Annotated in this window: 19 protein-coding genes; 12 read left to right on the top strand and 7 right to left on the bottom strand. The window is 66.8% G+C overall.

Annotated elements, in window-relative coordinates; all coding sequences use genetic code 11:
- Positions 1-155 precede the first annotated feature (155 nt).
- Entirely contained in the window at positions 156-398 is a 243-nt protein-coding gene (locus BZF57_RS14295) for a hypothetical protein (RefSeq protein ID WP_086739151.1), read from the bottom strand.
- A gap of 179 nt (positions 399-577) precedes the next feature.
- Between BZF57_RS14295 and BZF57_RS14290 the strand changes: the two genes are divergently transcribed.
- The 3 genes from BZF57_RS14290 to BZF57_RS14280 are packed head-to-tail and all read left to right on the top strand — an operon-like array spanning position 578 to position 3106.
- On the top strand, positions 578-1342 hold the full coding sequence (locus BZF57_RS14290; RefSeq protein ID WP_086739149.1) for a PAS domain-containing protein: 765 nt from the start codon (positions 578-580) through the stop codon (positions 1340-1342).
- A complete protein-coding gene (locus tag BZF57_RS14285) occupies positions 1342-2715 on the top strand; it encodes a sensor histidine kinase (protein WP_086739147.1) in 1374 nt (457 codons plus the stop codon). Before BZF57_RS14290 ends, BZF57_RS14285 begins: the two co-directional genes overlap by 1 nt.
- Before the next feature lie 16 nt (positions 2716-2731).
- On the top strand, positions 2732-3106 hold the full coding sequence (locus BZF57_RS14280; protein ID WP_162291018.1) for a response regulator: 375 nt from the start codon (positions 2732-2734) through the stop codon (positions 3104-3106).
- A 7-nt stretch (positions 3107-3113) separates the two neighbouring features.
- Here the strand turns inward: BZF57_RS14280 and BZF57_RS14275 are convergent, their stop codons facing one another.
- Positions 3114-3860: a Crp/Fnr family transcriptional regulator gene (locus BZF57_RS14275; RefSeq protein ID WP_086739143.1), complete on the bottom strand. Its 747-nt coding sequence runs from the start codon at positions 3858-3860 to the stop codon at positions 3114-3116.
- Positions 3861-4279: 419 nt separating this feature from the next.
- On the opposite strand from BZF57_RS14275, the gene BZF57_RS14270 reads away from it, so the two are divergent.
- The gene (locus BZF57_RS14270; protein WP_086739140.1) at positions 4280-4924 is read left to right on the top strand and encodes a hypothetical protein; all 645 of its coding nucleotides are present in this window, start codon (positions 4280-4282) and stop codon (positions 4922-4924) included.
- Between the two features lie 453 nt (positions 4925-5377).
- Here BZF57_RS14270 and BZF57_RS14265 read toward each other — a convergent pair whose 3' ends face one another.
- Entirely contained in the window at positions 5378-5908 is a 531-nt protein-coding gene (locus BZF57_RS14265; protein WP_086739138.1) for a hemerythrin domain-containing protein, read from the bottom strand.
- A gap of 94 nt (positions 5909-6002) precedes the next feature.
- Here BZF57_RS14265 and BZF57_RS14260 point away from each other — a divergent pair, with 94 nt between their 5' ends.
- The 3 genes from BZF57_RS14260 to BZF57_RS14250 all read left to right on the top strand — a co-directional run bounded on the left by BZF57_RS14260 (position 6003) and on the right by BZF57_RS14250 (position 9555).
- A complete protein-coding gene (locus BZF57_RS14260; RefSeq protein ID WP_240505998.1) occupies positions 6003-7307 on the top strand; it encodes a cation:proton antiporter in 1305 nt (434 codons plus the stop codon).
- Entirely contained in the window at positions 7304-8041 is a 738-nt protein-coding gene (gene otsB / locus BZF57_RS14255; RefSeq protein ID WP_086739133.1) for a trehalose-phosphatase, read from the top strand. The genes BZF57_RS14260 and otsB overlap by 4 nt, the downstream gene beginning before the upstream one ends.
- A gap of 92 nt (positions 8042-8133) precedes the next feature.
- Positions 8134-9555: an alpha,alpha-trehalose-phosphate synthase (UDP-forming) gene (locus tag BZF57_RS14250; protein ID WP_086739131.1), complete on the top strand. Its 1422-nt coding sequence runs from the start codon at positions 8134-8136 to the stop codon at positions 9553-9555.
- Positions 9556-9627: 72 nt separating this feature from the next.
- Here BZF57_RS14250 and BZF57_RS14245 read toward each other — a convergent pair whose 3' ends face one another.
- Positions 9628-10251: a DUF4142 domain-containing protein gene (locus BZF57_RS14245; RefSeq protein ID WP_086739129.1), complete on the bottom strand. Its 624-nt coding sequence runs from the start codon at positions 10249-10251 to the stop codon at positions 9628-9630.
- 209 nt (positions 10252-10460) lie between these two features.
- On the opposite strand from BZF57_RS14245, the gene BZF57_RS14240 reads away from it, so the two are divergent.
- The gene (locus BZF57_RS14240) at positions 10461-10997 is read left to right on the top strand and encodes a sigma-70 family RNA polymerase sigma factor (RefSeq protein WP_086739127.1); all 537 of its coding nucleotides are present in this window, start codon (positions 10461-10463) and stop codon (positions 10995-10997) included.
- Between the two features lie 100 nt (positions 10998-11097).
- On the opposite strand, the gene BZF57_RS14235 is transcribed toward BZF57_RS14240, so the two are convergent.
- The 3 genes from BZF57_RS14235 to BZF57_RS14225 form a co-directional block, all read right to left on the bottom strand.
- The gene (locus BZF57_RS14235) at positions 11098-11382 is read right to left on the bottom strand and encodes a hypothetical protein (RefSeq protein WP_086739125.1); all 285 of its coding nucleotides are present in this window, start codon (positions 11380-11382) and stop codon (positions 11098-11100) included.
- Positions 11383-11404: 22 nt separating this feature from the next.
- Positions 11405-11674 carry a GlsB/YeaQ/YmgE family stress response membrane protein gene (locus BZF57_RS14230; RefSeq protein WP_086739123.1) on the bottom strand — a complete coding sequence of 90 codons (270 nt, stop codon included), beginning with the start codon at positions 11672-11674 and terminating at the stop codon, positions 11405-11407.
- 160 nt (positions 11675-11834) lie between these two features.
- Entirely contained in the window at positions 11835-12563 is a 729-nt protein-coding gene (locus tag BZF57_RS14225) for a winged helix-turn-helix transcriptional regulator (RefSeq protein ID WP_086739121.1), read from the bottom strand.
- A gap of 76 nt (positions 12564-12639) precedes the next feature.
- On the opposite strand from BZF57_RS14225, the gene BZF57_RS14220 reads away from it, so the two are divergent.
- From BZF57_RS14220 to BZF57_RS14205, 4 genes are read left to right on the top strand one after another with little or no spacing between them, the layout of a single operon-like run.
- Positions 12640-13017, top strand: a complete 378-nt coding sequence (locus BZF57_RS14220; RefSeq protein ID WP_086739119.1) for a DUF1428 domain-containing protein — start codon at positions 12640-12642, stop codon at positions 13015-13017.
- The gene (locus tag BZF57_RS14215) at positions 13014-13496 is read left to right on the top strand and encodes a VOC family protein (RefSeq protein ID WP_086739117.1); all 483 of its coding nucleotides are present in this window, start codon (positions 13014-13016) and stop codon (positions 13494-13496) included. The genes BZF57_RS14220 and BZF57_RS14215 overlap by 4 nt, the downstream gene beginning before the upstream one ends.
- The gene (locus BZF57_RS14210; RefSeq protein ID WP_086739115.1) at positions 13496-14176 is read left to right on the top strand and encodes a dihydrofolate reductase family protein; all 681 of its coding nucleotides are present in this window, start codon (positions 13496-13498) and stop codon (positions 14174-14176) included. The genes BZF57_RS14215 and BZF57_RS14210 overlap by 1 nt, the downstream gene beginning before the upstream one ends.
- Positions 14176-14538 carry a hypothetical protein gene (locus BZF57_RS14205; protein ID WP_086739113.1) on the top strand — a complete coding sequence of 121 codons (363 nt, stop codon included), beginning with the start codon at positions 14176-14178 and terminating at the stop codon, positions 14536-14538. Before BZF57_RS14210 ends, BZF57_RS14205 begins: the two co-directional genes overlap by 1 nt.
- Positions 14539-14543 lie beyond the last annotated feature (5 nt).

Here is a 14543-nt window from a genome sequence, read left to right as displayed (position 1 = left end):
TCGTGGCTCCCTGTTTGGTCCTTGACCAGGGTGAAGGCGAACACGCGAAGTGGGACACTAACCTGTGGCACCCTCATGCACAGCCAACCTGCGACTATGCGGGTAAAAATACCGATATTGCGAGCATTTGCGTCAAAATGCGCACGCCCGAGGGGTCAATAGGTGGCGGGCGGATCGCTGGCGGGGAAGCTCTGGTCGCTGGCCTCGTCGACCGGCGACCAGTGGCCCTTGGGCGGATCGCGCATCGCGTCAGGCCCGGCATCGCGCACGGGGCTGTGTCCGCTGTCCGGCTGCCCCTCGGCAAAGGCGGCGCGGCCCGCGGCGCGCGGCTGCGATGTCCGGCGCGAGAGCACATAGGCGCCCGCTCCGATGGCGAAGAGGGTGAGGATCATGCGCATGGCGGAAGGCTCCATTGATCGCCGCATTGTTGTGGCAGGCAGGCCCGAACCTGCGCGCCCGGAACCCTCGCGTCCCTATCCTGCGTTACGCCGCAACGGGACTGCCCGCCTGCGGCAACTTATGTTAAGCGGAATTGCCGCCGTGATCTCTATGGTGGTGGCTTCACAAAGATGAGCGCATGGCGGATTTTCCACTCGATCCCGAAGAAACACTGTTCGGCGCCGCCTTCCAGGCGCTGCCGGATGCCGCCTGCATTGCAGAGCCCGTCGGCGAGCCGGGCGAAGCCCTGCGCGACTGGCGCTATCTTGCGGCCAATGCGGCGCTGTGCCGCCTGCTCGATGTCGAGGATCCGACCGGCAAGACCCTCGGCCAGCGCTTTCCCGAAGCGGCAGAGGTATGGTCGCAGGATTTCGAACGGGTCCTCGCGCGCGGCACGCCCGAGGTGCTGGTGCGCAAGGGCTCGCAGAGCGACCAGATTTTCGAGGTTGTCCTCTCGCCGCTCCATTTTGGCGGGCGGTCAGCGATCATGGCCCGCGTGCGCGATGTCAGCGGCGAGCATCTCGCCCGCGAGAAACGGCGCGAGGCTGACGCGCGCTACAAACTGCTGTTCGAAGCGATCGACGAGGGCTTCTGCATCGTCGAGGTGCTGTTTGGCGCCGACGGCACGGCAGTCGACTACCTTTTCCTCGAGGGCAACGAGGCCTTTCTGGAGCAGTCCGGGCTCGACAAACCGCTCGGCAAGACGATGCGCTCGCTCCAGCCCGACATCGAGGACAAGTGGATCGCCGCCTATGGCCGCGTCGCTCTGACCGGCGTGCCCGAAAGGTTCGAGAGCGAATCCGCGGCGATGGACCGCTGGTTCGACGTCTTCGCTTTCCCCGTCGGCGACGCCGCCCCTATCAGGTCGGCATCCTGTTCGAGGACATCGGCAAGCGCAAAGTGATGGAGCTCGCCCTGCGCCACAGCGAGAACCGCCTGCATTCGCTGATCGAGGCGACCTCGGACCTGATCTTCCGCATGAACCCGGAAGGCACGCTGATGGAGCAGGTCGGCGGGAACGACCTCTTGGGCGATGTGGAAGGCGAGAGCGACTGGATCGAGGGCTTCGTCGTCGCCGCCGACCGCGCCGCGGTGCGCGAGGCGGTCGATGCGGCGGTCGCCGCGCGCACGCCGATCGAGATCGAGCACGGCTATGTCCGGCCCGACGGCAAGGTCGGCTGGCTCTATTCGCGCGCCGTGCCGGTGTTCGACGAGAACCGTACCATCACCGAATGGTTCGGCATGTCGACCGACATCACCAACCGCCGCCTGACCGAGCGCCAGCTGGTGCACGGCGCCCAGATGCTGCGCGTCGCGAGCGAGATCGGCAAGGTCGGGCTGTGGGACTGGAATGTCGAGACCGGCGAGATCTACTGGTCGGACGAGCATTATCGCATGGAAGGCTACGAGCCGGGCGAGGTCGTCCCGAACTTCGACGTCTGGGCCGAACGCGTCCACCCCGATGACCGCGCCGACGCGGAAGCCAAGATCGCCAAGGCGATGGAAAGCGGCGAGGATTACGTCAACGAATACCGCGTGCGCCATCCCGACGGCGAGATCGTGTGGGTCTCGGCGCGCGGGCGCTTCCTCTATGACGAGCGCGGCCAGCCGGTGCGGATGCTCGGCGCGATGATCGACACCACCCAGCGCCGGCGCGAGGAGGAATGGCAGAAGCTGCTGGTCGCAGAATTGCAGCACCGCGTGAGGAACCTCATCGGCATGGTGCGGTCGGTCGCGCGGCTATCGGCACCGAGCCACCGCCACGTCGACGAATATGTCGATCATCTGATCGGCCGCCTTCAGGCGATGGGGCGCACCCAGAGCACCCTCACCCGTTCCCCCGGGCGCAGCGTCGACCTGTCGGAGCTGGTCCGCGAGGAACTGCTGGTCCACGCCGTGCAGGACGACAAATGCCACGTCGACGGGCCGGAGGTCGCGCTGTCCCCCCACGCGGCGGAAATCGTGACGCTCGCGATCCACGAGCTCGCGACCAATTCGATCAAGTACGGCGCGCTGGGGGATACCGGACACATCCGCATCGTCTGGACGCGCGGCCGCAAGGACGGAAAGCCGTGGGTCAGCCTGCGCTGGCAGGAAACCGCGCCCGTGCGCAAGACCAAGCAGACCCGCAAGGGCTTCGGCCGCAAGCTGATCGAGGAACGCGTGCCCTACGAATTGCAGGGCGAGGGGCGCTTTGCCCTGCACGACACCGGCGTCCTCGTCGAACTCGAATTCCCGCTGTCCGATGCGGGCAGCATCCTCGACACCCGATCCTGACAAACGAGCCATCGCCATGACCGACAGAACGCTTTCCGGCTGCCGCATCGTCATCCTCGAGGATGATTACTACCAGGCCTCCGATTGCCGCTTCATCCTCGAACAGGAAGGCGCGCATGTGGTCGCGGTCACCTCGCGTATTCCGGATCTCTCGGCACTGCTTGCGCAGGGGCGGATCGATGTCGTGCTGATCGACATCAACCTCGGCTACGGATTGTCGTTCGATTTCGCCCGCGAGCTGAAGGGCCAGGCGATCCCCTTCGTCTTCCTGACCGGCTACGATGCGGCGATGCTGCCCGATGATCTCGCGGGTAGCGCCTATCTGAGCAAGCCGGCCGACGGCACCCGCATCGTGGCCATGCTGGCCGAGATGACGAAGGGTGCCGTCTGACGGCGGATCAGGCGGCGATCACCCACAGCCTTTCCGGTGCGGTCTGGACCCGCGGGGCGAGATAGGCGCTGTCGAAGCCAGCAATCTGCTGGAGCGTGCGCAGGTCGTGGATCGTCAGCTGTTTGGAGCGCAGCGTGATCAGCCCGTCCTGCCGCAGTTGCTGGAGCTTGCGGTTGATGTGCACCGGCGTGAGGCCGAGCACGTCGGCCAGATCATCCTGCGTCAGCGGGAAATAGATCTGGTTGTTCTGGTTCGCATCGACCAGCGAGAGGCGGTAATGCGCCTCGCACACGAGGTGCGCCATCCGCTCCAGTGCGTCGCGGCGACCGACATTGACGACCCACGAGGCCAGCACCGCATTTTCCATGCAGCCATAGCTGCGCATTGCCTCGCCGATCGCCGGGAAGCGGTCGATCAGGCGGCGCATGTCGGAATGCAGGATGTTGACGATCTTGCAGGGGCTGAGCGTGATCACTTCCTCGATCGCGATCCCGTTGGGCGAGCAATCGAAATAGAAGGCATCGCCCGGCAGCAGCAGGCGGGTGATCTGGCGCGCGCCGTTGCGCAGGATCTGGTACCGCGCGGCCCAGCCGCTCAGCACCACCGGGAAGGAGTGCATCTCGTCCCCGTCACGCGACAGGTACTTCTTCGCGCCGATTTCCCTGGGCTGGCGGCACAGTTCCTCGATCGCCTGGATTTCATCTTCACCCAGTTCGGCAGCATGCATCAGTCGCATCAGGAAGGCATTGGACACTGACTTGCTCCTTTGGAGTGTTGCGGGATTTGCACTTTCCCCGATCAACTCCGCCAACTCTTGATCAAAAGTTGTACCGCCTGACGAATCACAGACGGCTCATCCTGTATATGCAGCGCACTGTCGAACGATTGGTTCCGCGAATCAATCGCAGCACGCTCCGGGCAGCGCAGCAACGTCCGATAACGCGGGCGTTTCGCCGCACTTTTCGCAACGCCAGGGCCGCCGGTTCCCTTCGCGTGCAGGCGAGAAATATGCGCCTCGGTCGGCGCGACGGGACGGCACAGCGGGCAGACGGGACGCGAGGCGTGGGTAATACAGGATAAGGGGTCTTGGCTGGCCCCCTGCCACTATCAGGTTCGAACCCGGGAGGCGGGCCAGCCGCCGGCCGGCGTTCTTCAACCGGAAAGGAATGAAACATGGCGAACGAGCGCAATCAGAACCGCGAGAGCCACGGTCAGGACAACAGCCGCGACGGCCAGATGCAGCAGGGCAGCGACAGCCAGCGCAGCAAGAGCGGCTATGGACAGGGCGAGGGCCAGAACGGATCGGACTGGAACCGCCAGCAGGACAGCGACAGCCGCTATGGCCAGAGCCAGCAGGGCAATTTCGGGCAGGGTCAGGGTCCGTCGGGCTCGCAGGGCGGCTACGGCAACCAGAGCAATTATGGCGGCTATGGCGGCCAGAGCGGCGGAGGCGGTCAGGGTGGCTACGGCTTCAGCGGTCAGGGCGGGCAGGATGCCCTGATGGGCAGCTCGCAGCACGGACAGAGCCAATATGGTCAGGGCCAGTATGGTCAGGGCCAGTCCGGGCAGAGCCAGCAGGGCCAGGGCTCCTACGGACAGGGCCAGCCGGGTCATCACCATGACCACAGCTACAGCCAGTGGCGCCAGCGCCAGATGGACCAGTTCGACAACGACTACCACGAGTTCCGCCAGACCCAGCAGGACGAGTTCGACAGCAAGTTCGACGAATGGCGCAAGAAGCGTGGCAGCGAAGGCCAGTCGTCCTCGAGCAGCGCGGGCAGCCAGGCCACCGGAAAATCGGGGTCGTCCGCCAGCTGATCGGTAGCGGCACCGGACACGCCCCCCTCTGCTGCCGCCCCCTTGCCGCGCTCCGGCCTCCCCGGCCGGGGCGCGGTTTTCTGCGCCTGCCGGCCCACCGATACCAGTATCTTACAATAGCAGCAGATATAATTCAGGTTAGGGCGTGCGGGGAATCAGTCAGGCAGAATTAGGCAACCTCGGGGTATCCCGATCCCCCTGGTGACTCGGTGACCGGACGCGCGTTAGGTTTCCACTTTCGTTCGGTCATTGCCCCAACAACTCCCCGCCCGGTGACGGGCGGGGTTTTTTGTTGGAGGCAGCACCTCGGCTCCGATCTGCGGGCGACAGACACAAAAACGCCCGCAAGACCTCGCGCGGCTCCGTTTGCGAGGAGGGATCGGCGCGGGAGTCCTGCGGGCGTTGTCCGGCAGCCTTGCGGCGGATCGCGAGCCGCGTCTGCCGGTATCCGGGTCAGCTGCGGTCGAAGCGCTCGAAATAGGCCTTGAACTCGGCGCTCATCCGCTGGCGGGCATCGACAGGAGCATAGCGGATCACATCGGGCAGCCAGCTGCCTTCTTCCTGATAGACGTGCTGCTGCACCGCGCTCTCGATGTGGTCGAGCTTCTCGCGCCATTCCTGCGTGCCGGGGGCGAGCTTCTGGAGTTCGGCGAGCTGCACCTTGGTCATGGCGTGTTCCTCGTAGGCCATGCCGGCATGGGCCTTGCCGCTGTGGGCGGAGACTTCCGGGTAGACCACCGCCTCTTCGGCCATCGAATGCGCGTTGAGCAGCATGGCCAGCTCGGTGATGGTCGCCTGCGCACCCGCGCCATTGCCTTCGCGCGCTTCGGCAAACAGCGCCTCGATCCGGCGGTGCTGCGCGAGGATATCCTCGGCAAAGGGCTCGTTTGCGGCGAGCTGTTCGAGCTGCGCGCGCGCCTCGGCCCGCTGCTGGTCGGTGGCGGCGGGTGCAATGGCGGCGGCGATGCGGTCGAGAAACGACATGGTGACCTCTCCTTGAAGGGGGGAAGGATGTGGGTCCGGGCAGTCTAGAGCGGCGCCGCGGGGGAGCCTTTGCCTGCGTTCCTAACCGTCTTTAGTGCCGCCCCTCCGCGCGGACGCGATGCGGGCGCTCGCCCTTGTTCCGATCCAGCAGCAGGCCTCCGCAATGTCCTATCACCAGTTCCTGCTGTTCGCCGGTCTCGCGATCGTGCTGGCCTTCTGGCTGCCCCGCTTCGTCTCGGGCCGAGAGCCGGCGGCGTCGGCCCTGCTGATCCTCGCAGGGCTGGTCTGCGCCCTAGCGATCGCCGAACCGCCGCCGCTGTTCATGCCGATTGCCGATCCCGAATGGTGGGAGATCCTCAGCGAGCTGACCGTGATCGTGGCCCTGTTCGCCACCGGCATGCGGCTCGATGTGGTGGGCCCGCTCTCGCGCTGGCGGGCGACCTGGCGGCTGCTGGTGGTGGCGATGCCGCTCACCATCGGGGCGATGATGCTGGTGGGCCTCGCGGCGGGCTGGCCGCTGGCGAGCGCGTTGCTGCTGGGCGCGGTGCTGGCACCCACCGATCCGGTGCTGGCGGGCGATGTGCAGGTCGGCCCGCCCACCGAAGGCGGCGAGCATCCCGTCCGCTTCGCCCTGACGACCGAGGCGGGGCTCAACGATGGCCTCGCCTTTCCCTTCGTTTATCTGGCGTTGGCCGCAGTTGCGGGGCTGACGATGACCGAGGCGAGCGACTGGCTGCTGCGCGATCTGGTGTATCGCATCGTCGCGGGCACGCTCGCCGGAGGGGTGGTCGGCTGGCTGCTGGGGCAGGTGGTGTTCCGCTGGCCAGCCAGAAACATCCTCGCCGCCACGGGCTCAGGGGTGCTGGCGCTGGCGGGCGTGCTGGTGTGCTATGGCGCGGCGGAATTGATCCACGGCTATGGCTTCATCGCCTGTTTCGTCGGCGGCCTGGTGTTCCGCCGGATCGAGGTGGAGCATGATTTTCATGGCAATCTCCACCTGTTCAACCTCGCGATCGAACACGCATTGACGGCGGTGCTGCTGCTGATGGTGGGCGCGGCGCTCGGCACCTATGCGGGCTGGGTGCGCTGGGAGCATGCCGCGATCGCCGCCGCGCTGGTCTTCGTGATCCGCCCGCTGATCGGCTGGGTGACGCTGGCGGGCACTGGTCTTTCCCCGCGCGAACGCTTCGTTACCGCCGCCTTCGGCGTGCGCGGGATCGGGAGCATCTACTACCTCGCCTTTGCCGCAGGGCTGGCGTCGATCCCGGCGGTGGCGGAGCTGTGGATGGTGGTGCTGGTGACGATCGCGATGTCCGCCGTAGTCCACGGCCTCACCGCAGGGGCGGTGCTCTCGCATATCCGGGCCGACGGCAATGCGCAGCCAGAGCCGGCCCGATGACCTCACCCGCCCTCCTCGCCCTGCTGCTCGATTTCGACGGGACGCTGGTGCCCACCGCTGCCACGCCCGATGCGGTGGCGGTGAGCGATGATCTGCGGGCGCTGGTCGCGGCGGCGCTCCGGCATCTGGACGGGCGGCTGGCGATCGTCAGCGGTCGCTCGCTCGAACAGCTCGATGCGCTGTGGGGGCGGAGCCTGTGGCACGTCACGATCGCGGCCAGCCACGGGCAGGAACTGCGCCACGACGGCCGCCTGCGCGCACCGCCCGAGACCGGCATCTTCCCCCACCTCGCCCGCGCGACAAACGCCCGCTTCGGCGCCGCGCAGGGCGTGGTGATCGAACTCAAGAGCTTTGGCCTCGGCATGCACTACCGCCTCGCCCCGCGCCTGTCCGCAGCGGTGCGCGACTGGGCGGAGGAATGTGCGGCCGAGCATGATCTCGTCATTCAGCAGGGCGACATGGTGTTCGAACTGCGGATGCCCGGCGCGGACAAGGGCGATGCCGTGCGCGCGATCATGCAACGCGCGCCGTTTGCAGGCAGCACGCCCGTCTATGTCGGTGACGATCTGACCGACATCGCCGCAATCGCCGCCGCGCGTGATCTCGGCGGGCGCGGGATCGCGGTGGGCCCGCGGATCGCGGAACATGCGGACGGGGTGCTGGATGACCCCGCCGATCTCCTCCGCCGCATCCGCGCGCTGATCGGCGGCTCGACCGGCGCATTCATGACATAGGCGGTTTTTTGTCGCGCCTGTCTGGGCAACAGCGGCGGCACCTCGCGCGCGCCGGTGCCCCATGCCGTTGCCCGCCAAACTGGAGGGCCACGATGCCCCGCCTCATTGCTGTATCGAACCGCGTCCAGGTGGACACCGATGGAGAAAACGCCAACCGCGGCGGACTGGCGGTCGCGCTCGCCGCTGCGCTCCGCGCCAGCAAAGGCATGTGGTTCGGCTGGTCAGGCGAGGCGACCGACGAATTCTCCGGCCAGATCAGCTTCCGCCGCACCGACGGGGTGGCGACGGCGACCATCGATCTCGAAGCGCAGGACATCGACGAATACTACAACGGCTATGCCAATCGCACCCTGTGGCCGCTGTTCCATTACCGGCTCGACCTGACCGAGATCGCGCGCGATTTCGCCGGTGGCTATGCGCGGGTCAACCGCCGCTTTGCCGAGACGCTGGAGCCGCTGATCGCCTCGGACGACCTTATCTGGGTGCATGACTACCACCTGATGCCGCTGAGCTCGCACCTGCGGGCGCGCGGCATTGGCAACCGGATCGGGTTCTTCCTCCACATCCCCTGGCCCCCGCCGAGCCTGCTGATGTCGCTCCCCGGGCACAGGGAGCTTGCCTGCAGCATGCTCGATTACGACGTGATCGGTTTCCAGACGGAGGAATGGCGGCAGGCCTTCCTCGATTACGTCACCGTCCAGTTCGAGGCTGTGATCGACGGCGACTGCCTGTGCCTTGGCGAGCGGCGCACGCGGCTGCTGGTGTGCCCCATCGGGCTCGATGCGGCCGACTTCGGCGGCGCGGTCCACACCATCGCGGCCAGGCAGGCCGAAACGCGCCTCGCGGTGAGCGCGGTGGGGCGCGACATGATCGTCGGCGTCGACCGGCTCGACTATTCCAAGGGGCTCGCCGAACGCTTTGCCGCCTATGAGCTGCTGCTCGCCAACCGGCCCGAGCTGCGCGAGAAAGTGTTCCTGCTCCAGATCGCCCCGCCGACCCGCGGCGACGTGCCGAGCTACCAGCAGATCCGCGCCGATCTGGGCGCCATCTCGGGCCGGATCAACGGCGAATTCGCCTCGGTCGACTGGGTACCGATCCGCTACGTCAACCAGGGCTATTCGCGCGACGAGCTGTTCGGGATTTATCGCGCCGCTAAGGTCGGACTGGTCACGCCGCTGCGCGACGGGATGAACCTCGTCGCCAAGGAATACGTCGCAGCGCAAAACCCCGAAGACCCGGGCGTGCTGGTACTTTCGTGCTTCGCCGGAGCCGCCGCGCAGCTCAAGGAGGCGGTGATCGTCAACCCGCATTCGGCCGAGGATGTCGCCGACGGGATCGCCCGCGCGCTCGCCATGCCGCTGGCCGAGCGCATCGAGCGGCACCGCGCGCTGCTGGATTGCGTCAACACGCAGGACGTGCGCTGGTGGTCGGAAGTGTTTCTGCAAGCACTGACGGGCGAGCCCGAGGCCCGCACCGTGCTGCGCCTTGCCGAGGCTACCGGGAGTAAACACTAGGCCCTGACGAAACAGGCCCCGCACGCAGGGGCATGCGTGCGGGGCCTGTTCGCGGAGGAGACGATCGCCCGCCTATGGCGCGGGAGTCGCCTCCACGCCCGCACCCGGAGTTTCGCCTGTCGCGCCCGGGCTCGGCGAATTCTTATCGAGCCAGTCGTGATGCTTCTGCACCGTGGGAATGGTCACCTGCGCGAACTGGCGCAGCTCGGCGACATCGCCGCTGCCGCCATAGCTCTTGAGCAGGCCGAGTGCCTTGCGGTGCGCGGCCAGCTGCTGGCTCATGTATTCGCGGTCGAAATCCGGACCGTTGAGGCTGTTCAGGATATCTACCTGCGCCTGATGCTCGGTGTCGAGCTCGGTCGGAATGGCAAGGCTCTGGCCCGACGCGGCAATCGCGTCCTTGAGCGCCTGCGAAGACTTGGTGTGATCGGCGATCATCATCCGCGCGAATTCCTTGGTCGGCGCGCCCGCTGCACGCTTCAGCGCGATGTTGGCCGCGGCGATTTCGTACATGTCGGAGATGGCGACGGTCTGGGCGAAATCCTGCGCACTGGGCGCTGCCTCGGCAAAGGCGCCGGCCGCATCGCTTCCGGCGGCGGCAGTCGCGCCCGCCCCCGCCTGCCCCTCGGGCGTGTCGCGGTTGTCGCAGGCGGTGGTCGCCAGCAGGCTCGCCGCCATAAGGAGTGCAATCCGCATCGTCTTTCCTTTCGCATCAGCACCCGGGAGGGCGTAGTGCGCGCGATGGTAGGAGCGGCTCGCGGGGGGCGAATTCACATAGGCCACTGACCCGTTTTAGCGGTGAGCCGGACAGCGCCCGCACCGCGCAAATCCTTGCCGAGTATAGGGAACGCGGGTCTCAAAGGGGGGATGACAGACCGGGGGAGGAATCCAACGGACAAGGTGCAATGCCAGACCAAGCCCCGATCCCAGCCCGCGAAACCCCGCCCCCCTGCTTCTCTGCCGAGATGACCGCCTCGCTCCCCGCGCTGCGCAGTTTCGCCCGCTCGCTGTGCCGCCAGCGCGATATGGTCGACGATCTGGTGCAGGAGACGATGGTGCGCGCCTGGTCGTCGCGCCACACCTTCCTGCCGGGCAGCAATTTCCGCCCGTGGCTGTTCACGATCCTGCGCAACCAGTTCTACAATGCGGTGAGGAAGCAGGGCCGGCTGGTCGCGTGGGAGCCAGAGGCGGCCGAGCGGCTGCTGGTGCAGGAGCCCGAACAGGAAACGCGCATCCATGTCGCCGACATCGAAGGCGCGCTCGGCCAGCTGCCCGACAACCAGCGCGAGATGCTGCTGCTGATCGCAGGGGCGGGTCTGAGCTATGAGGAAGCGGCGGTGGCGGCGGACTGCAAGCTCGGCACGGTCAAGAGCCGGATCAATCGCGGCCGCGCGGCGATGCGCGCCATCATCGAAAGCGGCGAGGCTCTGCCGGAAGCCTGATCGTCGCAGGAGCCATGCGGGCCTGTCGCGATGACAGGCCCGCATGCAGGCAGCGCGAAGGGTGTGCCTCTTCCTTCGCGCTGCCCGGATTTCGCAAGTCTTACTGCGGCTTCTTGGTGCCGTCCTCGACGGCATCGGCAGTCGCTTCGGCCTTCTCGCGCACGTCGTCAGCCTTGTTCTCGAGGTTCTGTTCGGCGGTCGAATCCACCCCGTCGACAGTCTTGTCGAGCGTGTCGGCGCGGTCTTCCATCGCATCGGCGGTGGCATCAGCGTCGGCGCGGATCGCGTCGGCCTGCTCTTCGCGCTGCTCCTCAGCGGCCGAATCGCACGCGACGAGACCCGGGAATGCGACGGCGATCGCGGCGAGAGTGACGAATTTCTTCATGGATTGATCTCCTTGGAGTTTCTTAGCGGACCGAGCCGCGACGGAAGAGGTTCACGATCGCCAGCAGCACCAGCGCACCGAGGAACGAGACGAACAGCGCGCTGATCGAGAAATCGCCCGCCGTGATGTTGCCCCCGCCGATCAGCGGATTGAGGAGGAAGCCGGCCAGCAGCGCGCCGACGATGCCGACGACGATGTTGAGGAAAATGCCCTGCTGGGCATCGGTGCGCATCACCATGCTGGCCAACCATCCGAGGATGCCGCCGATGATGATTATCAGGACGAGATTCATGAGCTTTCTCCTTTGTCGAAAGGATCTGCCACCCGCCCCGACCGCTTCGCGGCCGTTGGAGGATGGCTTCGACAGGCCCATGCGTGGCAGGGTGAGCGGTTTTCACCCTCACCTATGTTGTAGGAGATGCAACACAGCCTTGGGCCGTGTTGCTGCGGGGTCAGACGAGCGGCGGGGGCAGTCCGAACATCGCCGCAAAGGCCAGCGCGCGGGTGCGATCTCCTTCGATGACGAGCGCCCCCGAGGCTTCGAGCTCGTCCCACGGAACGCCCGCATAGATGCCGCCCGCGATTACATCGGCAGAGGGCGCGCGAAACACTGCGTCCGCCCCGTCCACCTCCCCGCGCCGGATCGGCAGTTCGCGGCCCTGCGGCTCGGCGATGAAGCTATCCTCGCCGATGACGAAGCCGATCTGGCCGGTGAAGGCCGCGCAGGCCTCGCGGTCGAGCATGGAGCGCAAGCTGAGCATCAGCGACACCGCCGAGAGCGGCAGGCGGGGGTCGTGGGCGCTCGACTGCGCGGCCCAGCGACCCAGCTCCTGGATCAGCGGCTCGGCGGCGAGACCCCAGGGGGTAAGCTCATAGACCTGCGCCTTGCCCGGCGGCGGCAGGGTGCGGCGCGCAAGCACGCCGGCCCCCTCGAGCGCGATCAGCCGCTCGGTCAGCACCTTGGCAGAAATGCCCGGGAGCGCCGCGCGCAGGTCGGAAAAGCGCCGTGCGCCCAGCATCAGCTCGCGCACCACCAGCAGCGCCCAGCGCTCGCCGATCACCTCGAGCCCGAAGGCCGTGCCGCAGGCGTCGTTGTACCAGCGCCCGTGCCCGACAGCCTGTCCGGTCGCGGCTTCGGCGGCTCGGTTCGTCCCGTTTTTGGTTTCTTTTGGTAACATCATCGTTGACGAAAGTAACCTCGGCCCGGACAAGGCGCAAGGGAGCGGGCCGAATCAAGCCTGCTGAGGAGAGGAAAACATCATGTATGTCGACGGTTTCGTGATCCCCGTGCCGACGGAGAACCGGCAGGCCTTCATCGACCATGCCACCACTGCGGACAGTCTGTTCATGGAGCTTGGCGCGCTCCGCGTTGTCGAATGCTGGGGCGACGACGTGCCCGAAGGCAAGGTCACAGACTTTCGCCGCGCGGTCGATGCGAGCGCGCAGGAGACGGTCGCCTTCAGCTGGGTCGAATGGCCCGACAAGGCGACCCGCGATGCCGCCTTCGCAAAGATGATGAGCGAGGATTTCAACGATCCGCGCATCGATCAGGCGACCAACCGCATGCCCTTCGACGGCAAGCGCATGATCTTCGGCGGCTTCGTCCCCGTGGTCGACATGGGAGACGAGACATGACCGCCAAGAACACCATCTGCCTGTGGTATGACGGCACGGCGGAGGAGGCCGCGCGCTTCTATGCCGCAACCTTCCCCGACAGCCGCGTCGATTCCGTCCACCGCGCGCCGGGAGATTTTCCCGGCGGCAAGGCGGGCGATGTGCTGACCGTGCAGTTCACCGTGCTCGGCATCCCCTGTCTCGGCCTCAATGGCGGACCGATCTTCCCGCACACCGAGGCCTTCAGCTTCCAGGTGATGACCGAGGATCAGGAGGAAACCGACCGCTACTGGAACGCGATCACCGGCAATGGCGGGCAGGAGAGCGCCTGCGGATGGTGCAAGGATCGCTGGGGCCTCAACTGGCAGATCACCCCGCGCACCCTCACCGAGGCGCTCGCAGCGGGCGGTGACGAGGCGGCGCGGGCCTTTGCGGCGATGATGACGATGCACAAGATCGATGTGGCCGCAATCGACGCGGCCCGGCGGGGAGAGGCGTGATGCGCAAGATCCATGCTGCCGCCTTCGTCTCGCTCGATGGGGTCATTCAGGGCCCCGGCGGGGTAGAGGAGGATACCACCGGCGGCTTTGCTTCCGGCGGGTGGGTGTTCGGCCTGTGGGACCCGGCCGTCGGCGAGGAGGTCGACCGCCTGTTCGGGCGCAATTACGACCTGCTGCTCGGGCGGCGCACCTATGACATCTTCGCGGGCTACTGGCCCTTTATCGACGCCGATGACCCCAATGGCGGCGACATGGCCCGCGCCTTCACGGCCTGCCGCAAATACGTCCTTTCGCGCGGGGAGCCTCAGCTCGATTGGGCGAACAGCCACCAGCTGCGCGGGATCGACGAGGTCGCGGCATTGAAGCAGACCGATGGCCCCGATCTGGTGATCCAGGGGTCGAGCACGCTCTACCCGCCGCTGCTTGCCGCCGGGCTGATCGACCGGCTGACGCTGATGATCTTCCCGCTGGTGCTGGGCCCCGGCAAGCGCCTGTTCGGAGAGGGAATGCAGCCCGGCCTGCTGGCGCTGGTGGAGCAGCGCGCGAGCGTTCAGGGCACGCTCATTGTCACCTATGAACAAAGAGGCCCCCTGCCCTCGATGGCCGAGGTCTCGCCCCCGCGGATGGACAGCGCGCGCGAGACGGCCCGGCAGGAGGCGATGGCACGGGGAGAGTGGTAATGCGGCGGATCGCGATAACTCTGGTGGCAATGGCTCTGACCATGCCCGCGCATGCGCAGGTGGCGGTGGTGCGCAAGGCTCCCGACCCGCAGGCGCAAGTCGATCCGCAGGCGCCGGCTGCCCTCGACCGCTACACCCGCGCCCGAGACAATCTGCTCGCCCTGCGCGAAGGCCGGCGCGCGGTGCGCGATCTTACTGCGGAGGAATTGCAGGACGTGATCGATTTCGAGCGCCAGCTGCGCGGCGATTACCTCGACACCCGCACGGTCCGCCAGCGCTGCGTCGACGACGAGGTGCGCCGCGAAGGCGGCAACCCCTCGCGCCTCGCGTGGGAGGTGATCCAGCTCAAGTGCCGCGACTGATCGCG

It is taken from the genome of Erythrobacter colymbi, from assembly GCF_002155685.1.
Taxonomy (GTDB): Bacteria; Pseudomonadota; Alphaproteobacteria; order Sphingomonadales; family Sphingomonadaceae; genus Erythrobacter; species Erythrobacter colymbi.
The sequence above is the reverse complement of the archived record's forward strand: the minus strand, read 5'-3'. Positions and strand labels throughout refer to the sequence as shown.